At 45.7% G+C, this 18,654-nt stretch carries 14 protein-coding genes and 2 pseudogenes; 11 read left to right on the plus strand and 5 right to left on the minus strand.

Annotation, left to right across the window (positions count from 1 at the left end):
• The first annotated feature begins 95 nt into the window (after positions 1-95).
• Positions 96-581: an anthrone oxygenase family protein gene (locus tag MJ770_RS12210; RefSeq protein ID WP_239254747.1), complete on the plus strand. Its 486-nt coding sequence runs from the start codon at positions 96-98 to the stop codon at positions 579-581.
• A gap of 1,256 nt (positions 582-1,837) precedes the next feature.
• Here the strand turns inward: MJ770_RS12210 and MJ770_RS12215 are convergent.
• Entirely contained in the window at positions 1,838-3,688 is a 1,851-nt protein-coding gene (locus tag MJ770_RS12215; RefSeq protein ID WP_239254749.1) for an FG-GAP-like repeat-containing protein, read from the minus strand.
• 688 nt (positions 3,689-4,376) lie between these two features.
• On the opposite strand from MJ770_RS12215, the gene MJ770_RS12220 reads away from it, so the two are divergent.
• From MJ770_RS12220 to MJ770_RS12245, 6 genes are all read left to right on the plus strand, one after another.
• On the plus strand, positions 4,377-4,643 hold the full coding sequence (locus MJ770_RS12220; RefSeq protein WP_239254751.1) for a DksA/TraR family C4-type zinc finger protein: 267 nt from the start codon (positions 4,377-4,379) through the stop codon (positions 4,641-4,643).
• Positions 4,644-4,728: 85 nt separating this feature from the next.
• Positions 4,729-5,859, plus strand: a complete 1,131-nt coding sequence (locus MJ770_RS12225) for an S-(hydroxymethyl)glutathione dehydrogenase/class III alcohol dehydrogenase (protein WP_445083159.1) — start codon at positions 4,729-4,731, stop codon at positions 5,857-5,859.
• Positions 5,860-5,927: 68 nt separating this feature from the next.
• On the plus strand, positions 5,928-6,767 hold the full coding sequence (gene fghA / locus MJ770_RS12230) for an S-formylglutathione hydrolase (RefSeq protein ID WP_305855815.1): 840 nt from the start codon (positions 5,928-5,930) through the stop codon (positions 6,765-6,767).
• Positions 6,768-7,280: 513 nt separating this feature from the next.
• Positions 7,281-7,826, plus strand: a complete 546-nt coding sequence (locus MJ770_RS12235) for a hypothetical protein (protein WP_239254753.1) — start codon at positions 7,281-7,283, stop codon at positions 7,824-7,826.
• A gap of 264 nt (positions 7,827-8,090) precedes the next feature.
• Positions 8,091-9,011 (plus strand): hypothetical protein, encoded by a 921-nt coding sequence (locus tag MJ770_RS12240; RefSeq protein ID WP_239254755.1) that lies wholly within the window; start codon positions 8,091-8,093, stop codon positions 9,009-9,011.
• A 519-nt stretch (positions 9,012-9,530) separates the two neighbouring features.
• A complete protein-coding gene (locus MJ770_RS12245; RefSeq protein WP_239254757.1) occupies positions 9,531-9,986 on the plus strand; it encodes a hypothetical protein in 456 nt (151 codons plus the stop codon).
• Positions 9,987-10,254: 268 nt separating this feature from the next.
• Here the strand turns inward: MJ770_RS12245 and MJ770_RS12250 are convergent, their stop codons facing one another.
• Entirely contained in the window at positions 10,255-11,382 is a 1,128-nt protein-coding gene (locus tag MJ770_RS12250) for a hypothetical protein (RefSeq protein WP_239254759.1), read from the minus strand.
• A gap of 1,152 nt (positions 11,383-12,534) precedes the next feature.
• Here MJ770_RS12250 and rnk point away from each other — a divergent pair.
• The gene (gene rnk, locus MJ770_RS12255) at positions 12,535-12,966 is read left to right on the plus strand and encodes a nucleoside diphosphate kinase regulator (protein WP_239254761.1); all 432 of its coding nucleotides are present in this window, start codon (positions 12,535-12,537) and stop codon (positions 12,964-12,966) included.
• Here the strand turns inward: rnk and MJ770_RS12260 are convergent.
• Positions 12,963-13,259: a hypothetical protein gene (locus tag MJ770_RS12260; protein ID WP_239254763.1), complete on the minus strand. Its 297-nt coding sequence runs from the start codon at positions 13,257-13,259 to the stop codon at positions 12,963-12,965. The two genes, rnk and MJ770_RS12260, sit on opposite strands and share 4 nt — an antisense overlap.
• 131 nt (positions 13,260-13,390) lie before the next feature.
• On the opposite strand from MJ770_RS12260, the gene MJ770_RS12265 reads away from it, so the two are divergent.
• Positions 13,391-13,789 (plus strand): hypothetical protein, encoded by a 399-nt coding sequence (locus tag MJ770_RS12265; RefSeq protein ID WP_239254765.1) that lies wholly within the window; start codon positions 13,391-13,393, stop codon positions 13,787-13,789.
• A gap of 637 nt (positions 13,790-14,426) precedes the next feature.
• On the opposite strand, the pseudogene MJ770_RS12270 reads toward MJ770_RS12265, so the two are convergent.
• A pseudogene (locus tag MJ770_RS12270) lies at positions 14,427-14,579 on the minus strand (ISNCY family transposase); the annotation flags it as partial.
• A gap of 364 nt (positions 14,580-14,943) precedes the next feature.
• Positions 14,944-16,093: pseudogene (locus MJ770_RS12275) on the minus strand (IS4 family transposase).
• 156 nt (positions 16,094-16,249) lie between these two features.
• On the opposite strand from MJ770_RS12275, the gene MJ770_RS12280 reads away from it, so the two are divergent.
• Positions 16,250-17,506, plus strand: coding sequence for a TolC family protein (locus MJ770_RS12280; RefSeq protein ID WP_239254767.1), 1,257 nt, complete (start codon positions 16,250-16,252; stop codon positions 17,504-17,506).
• The gene (locus MJ770_RS12285; protein ID WP_239254769.1) at positions 17,503-18,648 is read left to right on the plus strand and encodes an efflux RND transporter periplasmic adaptor subunit; all 1,146 of its coding nucleotides are present in this window, start codon (positions 17,503-17,505) and stop codon (positions 18,646-18,648) included. The genes MJ770_RS12280 and MJ770_RS12285 overlap by 4 nt, the downstream gene beginning before the upstream one ends.
• The last annotated feature ends 6 nt before the right edge of the window (positions 18,649-18,654 follow it).

The raw sequence follows: 18,654 nt of genomic DNA on the forward strand, positions 1-18,654 counted from the left end.
GTATCGTAGTAATGCGATACGGAAAGACCTGACCCTTATTTTTCTTATTTATCTTATTAGGCGTAAATAAACCGAGGGGAGAGTACTTAGATATCATGAGTGGATTAATTACAGTCATCATTGTTGCTTCCATTTTAGGCGCAGGTTTAATAACGGGGCTACTTTTTGCGTTTTCTAACTTTATCATGAGGGCACTGTCGGATCTCCCATCAGATAAAGGCATGTTCGCTATGCAGCGAATTAACGTAACGATAATTAATCCAGTATTTATGGTGCTCTTCTTGGCAACCCCAGTTTTGTGTTCAGTAATAGCTTTTACCTCAATTCAAAATATCAATGAATCAGGAAGCTTGTATCTGTTAATTGGTGCACTTGCATACATAATTGGTCCATTCGGAATTACGATGCTGTTCAATGTCCCTCTGAACAATCTACTAGCACGTACAGACGTGTCCGCTTCAAAAGAAGTTTGGCCAATGTATCAAAAGAGGTGGCAATGGTGGAACCATATTCGTACCTATATAGGTGTGGCATCAATTTTATTTATGACTATAGGGCTCGGTAGTAATGAGCCACAATAGATTCTGCAACGATAGACAAAAGAGTTAAGTGTTGCAGTAGCATGCTAAATTATTACAGCACTAGTACTTATGAAAAAATTCAGAATACCTTTAGCAGGCGAGATGTAAAATTACATGATTGCAAGACCTAATTCTTTTGTTCATTCCATTCTGGTAACGTTTCAATATCGCTGCAATCCAGGTTATAGGCTGAAGGAAATGTCGCCACAATTAGTGTGGGTAGCTCTACGTTCCCCGCCTATGCTCCGACGCTTCTCAATCTCGGATGTTTTAGGGGTAATCAGGCTTAACTTTATAATAAGAAAACGCCCAATAAAAAACAGTAAACGACGAAATTTCAAATAAATTGTTACCCAGAAAAAATATCCGCTGGAATTCGTCACTGACGAGGGCTGTTTAATTTACCGATTACAGCTTAATGATAATAATTCGCACACTACAACAAAGGTCTGAGTAGTTAATGGAAACAAAAGAATTTAAAGCAGAATGGTGCTTACTTCAGAATCAGTTCGATAGCTATGAAAAACACTCTCTATATATAAAACTACTAAGCGTTATTGTATTGTCGGCGGCAGTGATATCGGATGTAACAAGCATTTTTACAGTTCTGGTTTTGATGGTGCTATGGCTCCAGGATGCAATTTGGAAGACGTTTCAGTCACGTTTGGAGCCACGCTTGTTACAGATCGAGAAATATATTTCAGACAAAAGTGAAGAGAGTGCATTTCAATTCAACAGTGAATATCTTAAGAGTCATTTAAGTGGTATATCCCTAATTAATGAATATATCCGTCAATCAATTCGGCCTACAGTGGCTTTCCCTCATATAGTATTGATACTAATTTTATTGATTCAGTGCGTAATTTAGTGCATGCAATTGTCGTTTATCAACAATCATATTATGACTGTAAGGCATTGCTAAGTTAAGTTGGTTTGCATAAAACATAATCAACAATTGAATTCGTAATTCATTGATCTTGTGGTATTCAATAGGCAACAGGGCAGGTCTTTTAATACGGAAAAAATGTTACGGTACCGGCACTTATAGCAAGATCACTCAGAAAAAAATTATTCGGCGAATTAAAAATGCATGACTGCAAGACCTGCTTCTTTCTTGCATTACGGTAAGTCGCCCAATGCGGAAGTTTAAAGAAGACCGAGAAAAAAATTGTAATGTTTGAACTGGCCCCGCGCTTGGCTCGCAACAGCCTGTCCACAAGGGTTGCGTTGTCGTCGCTGAGTCGGTGATTTGAAAGTTACTGAAAGATGGCAGTCGGAGTGTCGGCCAGCCAGCCTGACCATCGGTCGCCTGACCAAACATTGTGATAAATACGGCCGTCCTTGCCGACGACTACCATGTCGGCCTGAGTGGCAGATGTTGATACCACGCTGGGGGCAGAATTTACGACGTCTCCATTCATCTTGAACCAACCGCTCCACGCATTTTGGTGATAACGTGCTTGCCACATCTTGGAATCCTTACCAAGCGCAAATACATCTAGCTGACCATTTTTCCAACTAACGGCCGCCGGAGCAGAGTCGAAAGTGCCATTGCCGATACGTGCCCATTCAGACCACTGTTGCCCTGCCGCTTTCGAGCTGAAATACATTCCTGATTCGTCCCCACGCGCGAACACATAAAGTGAAGAGTCCATGGAAACTGCGCTGGGCGCCGACGTGAACGTCCCTGACCCTATCGGCGTCCATTTGCTCCATCGACCGTTAACGAGAGTCGCGAAATAGACTCGGCGGTCCTTTCCGATCCCGAACAGGTAAGGATCCTGACTCGACAGCAGTGATGGCGCGCTGGTAAACAATCCGTTGCCAATCTGTTTCCATGCTGACCAACGTTGGTCGTTCCAATCCGACTGGTAGTAGTGATCATCTTTGCCCAGTCCGATTACGCTTAGTTGATCGGCGCCGAGGGCACGCCGATGTAAACTACCAATCGCTGGACCTGACTCAAATTCTCCGACGCCAATTGGCGACCAGTTGGACCAACTTTCACCGTTCCAACTTGATAAATAGTATTTGTCATCCATCCCGTATCCGACGACGTCAAGCTTGTCTACGCCTCGGGAATATACTGCGGGATGTTTACGAACATTTGTCTTGGCGATAGTCAGGCCTTGACTTCCGGAGGATGTGGCTGACGATCGCCAGCACGCTATTTGATTGTTGTCCTGGTGCCCGCAGTTTTCATGAAATGACAAGTCGACTATTCCATTAGAATTTCGATTGGTATAACCTGGCGGGCACTCGGTGGGATCAGGGCCACCCTGACACATCTTGAAAGAGTCACCCCAATTCGGTTTGCATATGACTTTGGTGTTAGAGGTGTTGTTGTGATAGCAAAAGCTTTTCTTACCATTGACCTGCGGGATCAGCTGCGTTGGATGGTAGCCCGAAGGGCAACTGTCCATGCCGCAAACGGACTTAGTGGATGCAGTGTCTGGACAGCCGATCGTATCTGCAACAAATTTATCGTTCTTCGAGTTGCCAACAAAGTCTCCTATATTAAGAAGTGCTTTGCCAGGGTCAGCCCACCCTGGTTTCATATTTGAGTCGGAGAAGTTTATCGTTTTCCATTTGCTACGACCGCTTATTGAAACCTGCCATTTACCGGCCGAGCGGCTATAGACGTCTGTGATGCGATCTCCATCATAATCACCAAAACGCAAGTCCTCGAGTGCATACCCTGATTTATTAATGCGCTTCCACTTTTCCTTGCCAGATTTAGAAAGATACCATCCCCCGTTTTGTACGATAAAAATATCGGTGACACCGTCACCAGTAAAATCGCCGAATCGAATATTCTTGGGCCCAAGATTTGGAGCAAGACGGAGTAGTGTCCAATTGGACCATTTACCGCCGCCGCTATAAGACACCATAAATTGGCCACTCTGGACGCTAAAAAGATCCATCTTTAGGTCGCCATTGAAGTCGCCGCCTCGCAATTGGCTTTCGTGCATACACGATCGGCCAATCAGTCTCCACGGTTCTGTACCGTTTTCTGATACCCACCAGTGGCCGCCGTCACTGTAAGCGGTGAATGGCACTCCAAATAGGAAAAAGAGAATTCCCCATACAGGATGACGAATGCGCATCAGGTCAACTCCTTGCAGGATAGTTACTGTCGCTCTGGCGACCTCAACCACATTTATCCGTGTCGATACCGGAGATTATATGCTGTCAGCACTTGGTAAGTAGAATTCTGGGGGCGCATTACTTAATTGCGCAAGGAATATAAGTTATGTCCCCAGAATTTTGTCGGGTCAGGACTAACATTCAAGCAAAATGTTGGGATGCTAGCCCCCACTGGTTTGTAGTAACAGGTTAGTTGGCACTACTTGATTTCTAACCAGCTGGACTGGATCAGGGATAGTGCCTCGATATTCCGAAGAACATAAGGTTGCGGTACAAAGTAAGTTGAACTCACCGCTTATTACAGCCAATCAATGTGCCAGAACAGAATGACTTGATAATTTTTCGGCAAAATAATCGATCAACATGCGTACTGTGGGTAACAGGTGCCTGTTATGGGGGTAAATCGCCCAAACTCCATAAACTATTCCATTTTCCTGGAAGCGCCAGTGCTCAAGCGAACCTTGAAAACAATTATGATGCTTTAAATCTTATGGTTATTGCTAAAAATAAAATTTTTAGAGGTGTCTTTATGAATATGATGGACTTTATCAGGGTTGCACCAGTAGGTTGCTCTCAGTAAAAATTAAGATTTCGTGGGTAGTTACTCTAAAGTTTTGCAGTTAAACTCAGGAAGAACAGGAGCGAGTTATGGCCGGTGGGTGGTCTCGAGATGGTGCGGTTCAAGAGCAAATTGACGCTAGCGTGGAAGATGCTGTAGCGGCGGCTCGTAGCCAGTTACCCATCGGTGCAAGCCTAACGCATTGTGAAGAATGTGGAACTGCAATCTCGGAGGCGCGTCGCAAAGCGGTTGCCGGCGTGCGGCGCTGTATTATTTGCCAGACCGAACTTGATAAACAGAAGGCAGGGCTTAGCAGCTACAACCGTCGCGGCAGCAAGGACAGTCAATTGAGGTAACTTAGCGTTCCAGGAAATCTCTGAAAAGCGCACCAATACGGCGTCATCACCGCCTAAACTCGTCAACACTACAGGAGCAATTCTAATGACACAAATGATCAAATCCAAAGCCGCAGTAGCGTGGGGGCCTGGCCAGCCTCTGTCGATTGAAGAAGTCGACGTGATGCCGCCACAAGCCGGTGAAGTTTTGTTGCGTGTGATTGCCAGTGGTGTTTGTCATACCGACGCTTTCACCCTGTCCGGGGACGATCCGGAAGGTCTTTTTCCAGTTATTCTGGGACACGAAGGCGGCGCTATTGTCGAACAGCTGGGTGAAGGCGTGACTAGCGTCGCGGTAGGCGACCATGTGATTCCGCTGTATACGCCTGAGTGTGGCGAGTGTAAGTTTTGCACATCCGGCAAAACCAACCTCTGTCAGAAGATTCGTGCAACCCAGGGTAAGGGCCTGATGCCCGACGGCACCACCCGTTTTTATAAGGACGGCAAGCCCATTCATCATTACATGGGCTGCTCCACCTTCTCCGAGTACACCGTAGTGCCGGAAATTGCGCTGGCAAAGGTTAACAAGCTAGCCTCGTTGAAAGAAGTGTGCCTGCTGGGTTGCGGGGTGACCACCGGCATGGGCGCGGTAATGAACACAGCCAAGGTGGAAGAGGGCGCGACGGTTGCTATCTTCGGCCTGGGCGGTATCGGCCTGTCGGCCGTTATCGGTGCCACGATGGCGAAAGCCAGCCGCATTATCGGCATCGACATCAACGAGAGCAAGTTTGAACTGGCGCGTAAGCTAGGCGCGACCGACTGTATCAATCCGAAGGACTATGGCGACAAGCCAATTCAGGATGTTATCGTCGAATTGACCGATGGTGGCGTTGACTATTCCTTCGAGTGTATCGGTAACGTCAATTTAATGCGCTCGGCGCTGGAATGCTGCCACAAAGGCTGGGGTGAGTCGGTGGTGATTGGTGTCGCCGGTGCTGGTCAGGAGATCTCTACCCGCCCGTTCCAGTTGGTGACCGGTCGGGTATGGCGTGGCTCCGCCTTCGGCGGCGTAAAAGGCCGCTCTGAGCTACCGGGTTACGTCGAGCGTTACCTGAAGGGTGAATTCAAGCTGGATGACTTCATCACCCATACTATGGGGCTTGACGATATCAACAAAGCCTTTGATTTGATGCATGAGGGCAAAAGCATTCGCAGTGTCATCCATTTCGACAAGTAACCGCCGTTACTACTCCGCGGCTGTGGATAAGGCGCGAGACGGAGTTACTATTTCAGGAGGGACTTTGCATGAATATTGAAAATCTGAGCAGCAACAAGAGCTTTGCGGGCTGGCACAAGCAATACAGTCACCACTCGCAGGTACTGAACTGCGCCATGCGTTTTGCTATTTACCTGCCTCCCCAAGCCGCCAACGGACAGAAGGTGCCGGTGCTGTACTGGTTGTCTGGCCTGACGTGTACGGACGAAAACTTTATGCAGAAAGCAGGTGCCCATCGTGTTGCCGCCGAGCTGGGCATCGCCATCGTGGCTTCGGATACCAGTCCGCGTGGAGACGACGTGGCGGATGATGAGGGTAACGATCTTGGCCAGGGCGCCGGTTTCTATGTCAACGCTACCCAGGCACCCTGGAGCTGCCATTATCAAATGTACGACTACGTGGTGAACGAACTGCCGCAGTTGATCGAGTCGACGTTTCCGGTAAACGAGCAACGTGCTATTGCTGGGCACTCCATGGGTGGGCACGGCGCCTTGGTTGTAGCCCTGCGCAATCCGCAGCGCTACAGTTCGGTGTCGGCTTTTAGTCCCATCAGCAACCCGATGAATTGCCCATGGGGTAAAAAAGCCTTTGCCGCTTACTTGGGTGGTGATGCTCAAAGCTGGCGTGATTACGATGCCAGCGTGCTGATGCGTGAAGCCACGCAGCTGGTACCTGCATTAGTGGATCAAGGTGAGGCCGACGGATTTATGATTGAGCAGTTGCAACCAGAGCGGCTGGAAGCAGCCGCAACAGCTAATGCTTACCCTCTGCAGCTGCGTCGCCACGAAGGTTATGACCACAGCTACTATTTTATCGCCAGTTTTATCGAAGAGCATCTGCGTTTTCACGCAGACAACTTTAACAAGTGAGCCCTTCGCAATCAGCACTAGCTACACTATGATGGGTGCTTGAGGACACTACGTACACACACGGGAAATCTAGGGACACATTACTTATTTGCGCAAAGAATTAAGTAATGTGTCCCAAGTTTTTTGTTCTTGCAGGGCAAATGCGATGACCAGGAAATTGTATCTAACTGATGCAGGCGAAGATCGATATTGATCGAGCAAATGAATGATCACGCGCCGCTTTCTGCTACACGGCAAAATAAAAGTGGATGATCAGTGGAAATTGTATTGCGTGACGCTTAAAACCAGGAAGCTGGCAAATCATGGTTATGCAAGATAAAAGACTGGAAGCAAGATTATCTCGCCTCTGCATCGAATAGATAGACTTGTCAGATCAGGCAAATTTCCACTGGGAATCTAATCAAAAATCAGGCAGCTGAAAATGAAGATAGCCGTTTGTTTTGAATAAATCCCACCCAAAGCTGAAACAGGGTTTTAGAATGAGGCTTTCTGCAGCGTTATTCTGAGGAAACCATGGATAGAATCGCTAATATTCATATACTGACAAAACGGCTAATAGTCATGACGGTTGTATCCGTGTTGATTTTTAGTGCAATTTTTGGTTTAAGTTATTATTTCAGTCAACGATTTATGATGACGTGGGCTGGATTTTTATGCGGCATAATTGGGGGCTTTGTAAGTATCCAACAAAGAATTAAAACCGTGTCTGATGAAGAGCTGACACTACTTACTAGATCCTGGTTTCAAATTCTTTTAGTTCCAGTTTTTGGTGGTGTATTTTCGTTAATTCTATATTGCTTGTTTCTGTCTGGTATCGTATCAGGCTCTGTGTTCCCATCCTTTTACATCCCTGAGCCTACTAATTCTATTCCAGATGTTGATTTTATGATTAATTTGTTCACCAAAACTTATCCTTTAACAGGTCAAGATTTTGCAAAATTTATATTTTGGTCATTCGTTGCAGGGTTTTCAGAGAGGTTTGTTCCTCAAATTATTAGTAATGTTGTTCATAAATCCTCAGAACAAAGTATTCCGGCTGACCAAAAGCACGACAAATGATTGCGCACGTTTCACAAACAACTTACGGTTATCGGTAATTTACCCGGCGGCATGCATGATCGATTGATATGGGTCGTGAGTTGCAGCCATAATTTATGGCACTATTGGCATCTAGCAGCTTGTCTGAGTTAAAGAAAATCGGCTGAAATTGAACTGAGCGGTTACTATTTCTTGAGGTCTGTCAGGCTGCTAAACACCACTTTAATAAGCAGGGCAAAATCCAAAATGCCTCATGAATAGGTAACTTAACCAAGGAGACACAATATGGCATGCACTTCCGGATCGGTCAAAACCGTTGCCGACAAAACCGTAGTAGCTAAATCTCAAATTGATAAGATGCAATCAATGGTCAAGGAGCAAGAAAGTGTGTACAAGGCCACTTTTTTTGACGCGATCAAGTCGCATCTGGCCGATGCCAATGTGGCAGATGCGAGAGAGATTGGTTACAACTCCGATATTAAGACTGAATACACAAGTGAATTTAGCTTGGACAAGATCGCTAGCGTTGTGACTAAGGCATTGAAGGCAGTCGCAGCGGCGCAAGATCCGACTGCAATAGCACCAGCAATGAGTCCGGGTGCAATTGAAGCTTACACTGATGTTGTCAACGCAGTTGCAGAGGCTGCCAAATCTTCATCAACGGCGTCATCGAGCCTGGCGTTCTCTATGAACCGTTTGTCTCCTGGTTTGTTTGCATTCTTGTACGCGGCATCTACAAGCATTAAAGACGCAGACACTTTCGGAACAGAAGCCGTGACAACCACCGTTATTTTTTACCGATTTATGCAAAGTATTGATGATGTGAGGAATGAGGTAAAGTTTGGTGAGGCGGTCATCGATGCTAAGAACCTTTTAAACATGAAGACGGTTCAAGCAGCGCTAACTGATGATCTCTCAGACGGTAAAATTAATATTGATGAATGGATGAAAAAGGACGAAGCGTATTCGCAAGCAATTGAAAGAATAGAGAAACGTCTCGCTGCAGCCAAGTTCGATACCGTCAAATCTCTAATGTTGTCAAGGAATGCTGGCTTTGGTGTGCCCATCCAGCACTCGTTTTCTACGGGGTCAACAGTGAACCAGGAAGTTGTTCGCGCGGCTATTCAGAGACTATCCAAGATGGGAGCAGCGTATAAAGTTGTTATCGAGAAATCCAATGCGCGTCTTGAGAGTGTCTACTACTAAGGCAATCGAACATGGCGTAAATAAGCGTGATCAAGCGGTCAGTCTTCTGTGGCCTCGTTTGTGGCGCATCTCGCAAGCCTTACTCTGCTACTGCCTGCCCGCTTACCGCGACTGATTAGTTCACAACGAGAACTAATATCATATTGGTGTTTGTCAATTAGAAGTATAAATTGAGTGTAGACACAAACTATAAATATAGATTAACAATGAGTACGAAAGAAGCTTACCAAAAAAATTCAGGCGCAATTGGATGGGTGGAGCGCAGAGATCAACAAGCTCAAAGCAAAAGCAGATAAAGCGGAAGCCGATGCATAACTTGAGTACTACAAAGTAATCGAGGATCTACGATTCAAGCAAGAGGCGGCCAACAGCAAATTTGACGAGCTTAAAAATGATGCATGGGAGGAATAAATGCAGGCATGGATAGTGCGTGGGACGCTTAGTAATGCACTGAAGACAGCCGCTTCGAGATTCAAGTAAACATCATATTTAAGAGCAGCCAACAATCAGGGAGGAAAAATGAAATCACACATTGGTGCATTGATGTTGATCGGCATGCTTGGTGTTGCTCCACTCTGCTATGCCCAAACGGAAAACACCAACACATCAATAGAAGCGGTTAAGAAAGAAACGCAGGATTTACTCCAAGTTATCGGCTCATATACTGCCGATAAGAAAGATGAAGTAGTTCAAAAAGCAAAAGAGAATCTGGATACACTGGATATACATATTGATGCGCTGGAAGCGAGGATTGATAAAAATTGGGGAAAAATGAGCAAGGACGCGCGTATGAAAGCGCGAGAGAACCTTAAGGCTCTTCGCAAGCAACGGAATCAGGTTGCAGAATGGTATGGCAGTATGAAAACCAGTTCAGCCGATGCGTGGGATCATATGAAAAAAGGGTTTTCTAATGCGTATAAGGCCCTTGAGGATGCTTGGAGAAAGTCTGAAAGAGAATTTAGGCCCAAAGAATAATTTGGCCTGACAACAGCTACCACTTCGGTTTCCTAACTCGCAGCGTTGAACCAAATGGGGTCAGTACTAACACCCAAAAAACTCATCACACTGTACGGATAGTCAGAACTATCAGACTGAAATTTACGGGTGCTCTTTATTTGTAGGAATCGCGACGTCATCTGGTTATATTGTCATCAGGATGAAAAAAAGCACCGGTCTGATCGAACGCAGCCTTACTTCCTCTACCAAGAGAGAAGTAGCGGATTATGTATCAACTTGGACGACGTTATTTTGGTGGAAACTGTAGCAGTTTTCCTTTGTGAATCAAGTCACCTAACGTTGTAATGAAAAATGCGTGATTGTCATTATTACGGATCGCCAGACGATAATCTCGATTCCGGTCGCCCCATGATAAATCCAGTACTTCTTCGTTGTAAAATTTATCGCATTTTTCACCATTGCAATGCGTATCCATCAACCAGGTTCCATTGTGCAGGGACAGAGGGTGATAGAGTTCATGTATAACTGTAAGCGCCTGATATGCAATTTTGGATTTAAAAAGGCGTTCTAAAGTTTTATGCTTTTCATGAAAGAATGAGTCGTAAATGACGATACGCCCGAAAACGTAATGACTTGCATCAGGATCTTTGTCTGTCGACTCTTTACACACCAACTTAAAAGTGTGGTTTGAAAAGCGTTTTTTGAAAACTTTTTCAATAGCCATATCCACATTTTTAAAACGCCCGTTACTATAGGGACCAAACCAGTTTCGAGGACTGGCATTCTGCAGATCCCCTTTCTTTGTGGGCGCATTTTTGTTCCAGGCTTCGGCACGCAGCTCCGGGTGAGACTGTAGCCAGTCCATCACCTGATCGGCACGCCAAGTATAATAGTGAGCAAGGGCCCATACTTTATTGAGTCTTTCTTTTTGAGACTTGTCGCAGCCTTTAATTTCTGGAAAACGCACTGGCGGCATGTCGATTGGAATTTTGAGGTTGGTTTTTGCTTCTTTTGTTGTATTTTTTGAGAATACTAGCGCAGCTGTTTCTTCGTCTTCAGGTTTTACAGCAGGTTTGTCTGGCATAAGCGGTGTGTGGGTAAGAGTAACTTCTACACGGCGATTGTATGCACGCCCCTCAGCTGTATCGTTCGTGTATAAAGGCACTTCATCTCCAACACCGGTGGCTATAATGTTAATTCGGTCAAGAGGTACACCATATACACTCAGCCGATCTTCCAGGATTTTACGAGCTGCGAGGGCCCGAGCAACTGCATTTTCCTTAACAGGGGTACCTTCTACCCAGGTTGATGCATGTCCTTTAAGTAATATTTCATTGAGTGGAGTGGCTGTCTTGAAACTTGTTTCAACTTCGATAGCAATATCATCGATTTGCTTATGATGGAAATCGCGCAATTTCGTTTCGTGAGGCCAAAAGCAGGTGAACACATACGGGTTATGCAGGCAACTTTCCGGTAAAGGTACTTCGGCCATAGCTGGAAAAATCTGGATTATCAAAAAAGCTATGGTCATTAATCTAGAATACATCGCTAGCTCCTTATTTTGTGGCAATGCTGAGAATATCTATTTTTTTAAATAATCCACGTATACAAATGTTATACAAAGCTTTTTATCAAATCCATCAGGATTCGGTTTGCACCTCTTTCCATTTGGATAAATCGTTCTAGCTATGGCGCCTGGGCCTCCCAAGCCTCCAGGACTCCAAATCTGGTACCCCAAAGCTTTACTGTAACCTGCTTTTTCCAGATGCAGAAATGATCGAAAAAAATAAATAGTTTTCCCAGAAAGATAAATTGGAAGCTTATATAATGAAATTTATCAATGAGATAAGTATGCTGCGAGGAACTTTTTCACGAGCATGGTTTAATTTACAAGGATCTTTAATTCATTGATTATTGAAAGAGTTGAGCTTACAAACACGGAAATAACAGGATTTAATGACCACTTTACTATCAGTGCGTATCGAAAAAAAATTAATCTAGACAGCTGTGACTTTCCAGGTCGACTTCCTCTAAGTTACGAACGAGAAAAGGCGTTGAGTCAGCTCTGACTTTCTATCAAGCCATATTACAATTCACTGATAGTCAAATCCCTCAGGGTAGTCGCCGTCATGTTCTGACTGAGTATCTTCAAGGGCGCTACAGCATGCTTGATATAAGTCATAACTGTTGTTGGATGGTAATGCTATAGGAGAACGCTAGTCGCAGACAACAAACTCGGAAGCTCTATGAGAAGTTTCAAAGTGACATTAAAAAAACAATCGTTTTGTCGCTGGATAAGTGCTGCATACGATATCCAAATAGAGGTCAGGCAATAGCTCAGTCACACCTTTCCGATACTTATATGATGGCAGAGATTGGGAGCCATTTCAGGGTACACTACATGATGGTAAGTCGTGCACTGCGGAAGTTTAAAGAAGACCGAAAAAAATGTTGTAATGTTTGAATTGACTCCGCTCTTGTGCTGACGAGCCGGCTGATTGAGGTGTTTGGCCGCTGGTTTTACAGTCGAATTGAGAGAGCGTTACAGCAGTTACAGCAGATAGATATGAAAGCGAGGATGGAAATGAAAGTAAGGCCAGAAATAATAATCTCAACTGTGGATTCCGAAAGGTTAGAAAAACTCTTGGACTCATTACCAAACAATGAGTTTATAGGTAAGGTTGAGTTGGAGTCCGAGTTGGCTAGGGCTAAAATAGTAAAGCCAAAAGATGTTCCACCTACTGTTGTCACTATGAACTCAACTGTGCGATTTAAAGTTGCGTCTTCGAATGATGAGTTCGAGTTGAGGCTTGTCTATCCTAAAGACAGTGATTTGAGTGGTAAGACATTGTCAATTTTGGCGCCCATTGGAAGCGCATTGCTTGGTCTTTCACAAGGGGATGAAATTGAGTGGCCAAAACCGGGAGGTGGCGTTCTGCGTGTTCAAATCCACGAGGTTGCATATCAGCCAGAAAGATCTGGCGATTTCCACCTCTAGAAAGCTCGTAAGGTTGGGCTGAATGAAATGAAGCCCAACACATCACAGGAGATTGATAAACAGATGCATTCTCGACGTGCCGGTGCAGTGGGAGGTGCATCTTCTTCACGGTTAATTTGTCTGGACAGCGTCGGTTGTTCATCAAAGCCAGGTTTTCCCTGCGGCTGGTAAAGGTCGAGCATATTCGTGCCAGCCGTCAGGTCAAGCGTGTGCGCAGTTTCTGGAATTGATGTTATTGGGATCATCAAATTCGGGATGTGATTGAAAATGCGCGACATGTTGACTACATTCATTTGAATCACGTAAACATGGTTAGGCCACACGTTCGTTGATTGGCCGCTCCGTATAGGAGTGGGGTGGGAAAATAGGTGATGATGAGGATGGTTGCAGTGAGCGGTTAAATTTTGGGGTAAGAAAAAATAAAATGATTCTCCCAAAAGTAGGTGACATAATTAATAACGAACGAGCAAAAGGGATATGTGATCATTTTGGCTACACACACTTAGTTGAACGAATAAATGCAAAACCAGAAAACTATAAAGAATGGACGTTTGACGGCGCATCTATGATTCCAGATGATGCTTTTGCTAAAATATTCAATATACCTAACTTGATTGAGATTGCGTTAAAACACGATTTGAAATATGCCTATGGTGAAAGTGGCAATACAGCCGAAAAGTTACAAGCTGACCAAGATTTTGAACAAGACCTTATTAATGATGGTGCGTCACCTGTTGTTGCTAGATTTATATTTAAGAGCGTAGATAAATTTGGTAAAGAAGAGTTTAAGACCCCATTCAGCTGGGCTTTTGCTAAGAAATAAAGAGTTGGTAGAAGGTGTAGGTGTGTTTGAACTCTGCAAAGAGTAATGTATTTATATGTAGTAACCGCGATATCATCTGACAGTTACCCGATTTGATCGAAGTGACTGTCAGTTCAAATTCAGCTGTACTAGTGTAATTACCAAAGGAAACTGTCGGTCTAATTACCGAGCGACTTTGTCATGATCACTTTAGCAAGTCATTCCTCATACCACAATATTATTGTCGCTAATGAGCGTTTAAGCGATGTCCCTTCTTTGGCAGCTATACAGTAACTAGCGACGTTCGCTTTGCTGGTATTAATCTATTCCATAATTACATATTTAAAAACAGCATTTAAGCCAGCTGCTAAAGTGGCTATGCGTTATGCCGTTTCTTGCAAGGCTTGTGACCTTTCACTCTCAGTGCAGTGGTATTCATATTATTTCTTAACCACATACGACGTATACCGCCAGCACTTATGTCAACTCCGGGAGCCTCTGTCATCTTCAGTGCCACTTTCTGCTGTCCAAGGCGGATGCTCTATTGAGAGCTGGACAACCGCTTTCTCGATTGCCATACCCACACAGTTTTTATGCCGTAAGTTAGGTGTTTCTTGCCGCTTTAGAGCATCAGCACCACCTTGCTTAACCAGATTTAGCGGCATTTACCTTGGGGTGAGTTAGCAAAGATAATTGCAATGCCTAACTCTTGGCAGGCACGCTGTATTTGCGAGAAGTTACATCGCTTTGGCCCACCGAAGATGCCTGCTCTGTCCACGTAAAGTATTTTAAAGAGTCCTTTCTTTTCAATGCAATCCAATCTCGCATAAGGCGGATTCAAGTTCGAAGTGCAACAGTCAGTGGTTGCTTGGTGTAGAGCGCCTGCATCCCGAAAAATACTTTGTGCGGGGTTCTAAATCCAAGTGCTATTCGAGGTCGATGATTGCTTCGCACTATCGCCTCCTGCACCTGTTCCTCGGTTATATTTGACAGCTTAATGCACTTGGGTAAGTGCAGCCTCAAGAGTTTTTGGCGATTTCAGTTTGATTAAAGTCAGCTTGTTTCAGACCGTTAATCAGGTGTCGTAGCTCGCCACCTAAATGCACTTATAAAAGTTGCACTTCAGAGTTGGATCCGCCATTTTTTACTGGTTGAACATTTAGCTATTATCGGTGTCACATGATACCGATAAGAATATATTTTGAATTGTAGGAGTCTTTAAGTGATTGATAGAGTGGTTTTTTATTGAAAATAGTCAGGCTCAAAATTTGTCGGATTGTGTGAAGCGAAGCCTCGGGATTGAGCCGTTTTTTCACGATGGCGAGCAAGACGTAAACCGAAATTGCAATCCATATTTGTGTCTTCACTGCATTTTCGGTAGTGCCATAGAACCGCTTGATCCGAAGATGCTGTTTGATCCATTTGAAGAACAGTTCGACCTGCCAGCGGCAACGATAAAGCTGAGCGATGGTCATCGCAGGCAACTCGAAGTCGTTGGTCAGAAAGACCAGATGCCGGTCGTGTTTGGCATTGTAGAACTTGATGCGTCGCAGGTGCTGCGGGTAATCCTTGCTGGCCTTCGGCGCGGCCAACACAATGGTTTGATCGCAGCACAGTCCCGTGGACTTGTCCACGGGACGAGAATAGATGCGAGGAAAGAGCAGATTGGACTTGCCACGAATGACAAAGAACGCCTGCGCTTGATGCAAGGTGAACCAGCGAGCAAAGTCGGTGAAACCACGATCCATGATGTAAAAACTGCCAGTTTCGGGTATTAAAATGTCGAGCACATTGACCTCGTGCATCTTGCCATCGGTGATGTGAATGAAGGTTGGAATGTTGCCGCGCAGGTCGAGCAGTGTATGCATTTTGACGGCAGTTTTTGCTCGGCGAAAATGTGCCCATGGAAAGACGCTCAAGAATAAGTCGACCGTTGTGGTGTCGAGTGCATAGGCCGTCTGCTCCAGCTCCACAGCAAAGCGGTCGCATGCGTAAAGCTTTCTGGCGATCTGAATAAGGCTTATCGCGAAATCCGCGTAGATGCAGCAGTCTCGATTTTTTGTTGGCATCGGCCAGCGTGCTCTTGACAATATTGCTTCGTATGCCCAAGTGATAGAGCTTCGCTTGATGGGCGCGCAGGCAAGTTTCGATGTCGCGAAGACTCTCGCGGTAAGTCAGTTGCGCGAAGGTTATGCAGAGAAATTGATCGATATGCGAAAAGATTTTAGTGGGATATTTTGAAGGGTAACGCTGTACACATCGGCGGAACGTATGAAAGGGTAAATACTCCATGAGTTGCGCGAACACCAATTGGCCTGAATACATGATAGGAAATCTCAGGGAGAAAATCCCGGTTTCCCAAAAAATTCACGTTCAAGTCGGTGACAACCCTAAACATAACATTCCCCATTCAACATCAATATATTATCAACCGTTTTGTCAAAATTGCCGGACACTACTGATTTAGAAATTAAAAATAACATGCAATTGCTTAACTTACCTATTCGTTTTTGTTTATCAATATTCTTAATAATTGCCATCAATCCATCATATGCCACGACACCATTGACATTAAACGAAGCCTTGCGTCTTGCAGCCATACACAGTCCAGCGCTTGCTGATGTGATAGCTCAAGAGCGTGGCGCGAATGCCGCTCTTACTACAGCGCAGGCTTATCCCAATCCTGATCTTCAAATCGGAGCGGGTCGTTCGCTTTCAAAGCACATTGGTATTCCGAATGGGCATACGAGTGTGGCTACATTATCTCAGCTGGTCGAACTGCCCTCTGTGCGTGCTGCACGTCGGCAGGGCGCGGAAGCCGGTTTTACTGCCAGTGAAGCGGTAGTGTCGGATGCGCGAATAAATTTACGGGCTTCAGTGACGCAAGCTTATTTCGATGTATTGCGCCGTCAAGAGGAGCTCAAGCTGGCTACAGTCAACCATGAATTGCTGATGCAAATTCGCGATAGGGTGAAACTCAAAGTAAAAGTTGGAGAATCCCCGCGCTTTGAATTGGTCAAGGCAGAAGTCGAGGTATTGGCTGCAAAGAGTGCTGTTAATAGTGCTGAATTACGTATTACCCAAAGCCGCGATCGGTTGCGGGCGCTAATCGGTGCGCCACTTGCGGGAAACTTTAAAGTGGCGCAGGAAAAGTTACTCCCCCCAGATCTACCAGAACTGGAAGAGCTGCGCAAAGATTTATTGGAGCGTCAGCCTTTACTGAAAGTGGCCGATGCTCAAACGCGTCGTGCTCAAGCGCGGGTGCAGCTAGAACGCAATCTACGTTACCCACAGCCCACTATTTCGGTAGCTTCTTTTCAAGATCCGGATTGGAAGCAATGGCAAGTCGGCGTGACCTTGCCCTTGCCGTTATGGAATCGTCGTCAGGGTCCCATCGGCGAGGCAGTAGCAGGGTTTGATCGTGCTGTAGCGGAGAAGCAACAGGCACGCATCAATCTTCTGGGAGTCCTGGATCAGGCTTATGGTCGATATAAGATTGCAAAAAATCAGGTAGAGATATTCGAGACGGATCTGATGCACGATGCTGAAAATGCTATGAAGGTAGCTGAAGCGGCCTATCGCTACGGTGAACGTGGCATTCTTGATTTCCTGGATGCTCAACGAGTTTTGCGCACCACCCGCTTGGACTACCTAAATGCTCGTTACGAACTACAAGCGGCGCTCATCGAAATTGCCCGACTGCGGGCTTTCCCCCCCAATGCAGGAGAAGCACTGTGAAGCGCACGATCTCATCTGTATTAATTTCCCTTCTGCTGGTAACTGTGATGATTGGTTGCAAGGACAAGGAAATGCCGCGTGCCATCGCAACTCCGGCCAATAATCCCACGGTGGTAGAGATTGCACCGGAATTTTTAAATCGTTTGACGATCACCCTTGCTAGCGAAGATGATTTGGCGGAAACCCTACGTGTGCCGGCTAACGTCGAAGTGGACGAGCATCGGGTGGCGCGCATCGGTGCTGCCGTTACTGGGCGTGTAACTGAAGTCCATGCATTTCTTGGTCAGATGGTAAAACGCGGCGATGTGCTGACCACGCTGAATAGCACAGAGTTGTCTGCTGCCCAGCTCATCTATATCAAAGCATTGTCCCAAGAAGGGCTACAGCGCCGCGCAGTAGAGCGGGCAGTATTACTGTTCGCTGCTGATGTAATTGGCAGAGCTGAATTGCAGAAGCGCGAGGCTGATCTAGTCCAAGCCCAAGCCGAATTGCATGCTTCTCTCGAACAGCTTAAGGTGCTCGGTATGGCCAAGAGCGCTATTACCAAGCTGGCGGCTACGCGCCGGGTGAATTCTCTTTCTTCCATTATTGCCCCTCTTGATGGAGTGGTGATTGAGCGTAATGTGACAACAGGCCAAGTAGTGCAACCGGCTGAACCTCTCTATACCGTAGCTGACCTGTCCCACGTCTGGCTGGTAGCCGAGGTGACTGAACAGCAGGCTGCACATGTGAAGAAAGGTGAGGTGGTGCAAGCTGAAATTCCGGCATTGGACGGTAAGCGCATTGAGGGGCGATTGATTTTTGTTGCCGACACTGTTAATCCAGATACGCGAACGGTGCAGGTGCGCATGGATGCAGAGAACCATGAGCGGATGCTCAAGCCGGAAATGCTTGCCTCCATGCTGATTCTAGTTAAATCCCAGCGTCGCCTGGTGGTGCCAGCTGCGGCGGTGGTGCGAGAGGATAACAAAGACCATATTTTTGTCCAGTTGGACGATAAGCGTTTCCAATTGCGACATGTCTTGCTTGGACAAGAAAATCATCGTAATTTTCCAGTGCTGGAAGGCCTAAAAATAGGCGAACGTATCGTCACAGAAGGTGCTTTTCATCTTAACAACGAACGCAAACGAGAAAAGTTGTGAGGTGAA

It is taken from the genome of Candidatus Nitrotoga sp. M5, assembly GCF_927904885.1.
Lineage (GTDB): Bacteria > Pseudomonadota > Gammaproteobacteria > Burkholderiales > Gallionellaceae > Nitrotoga.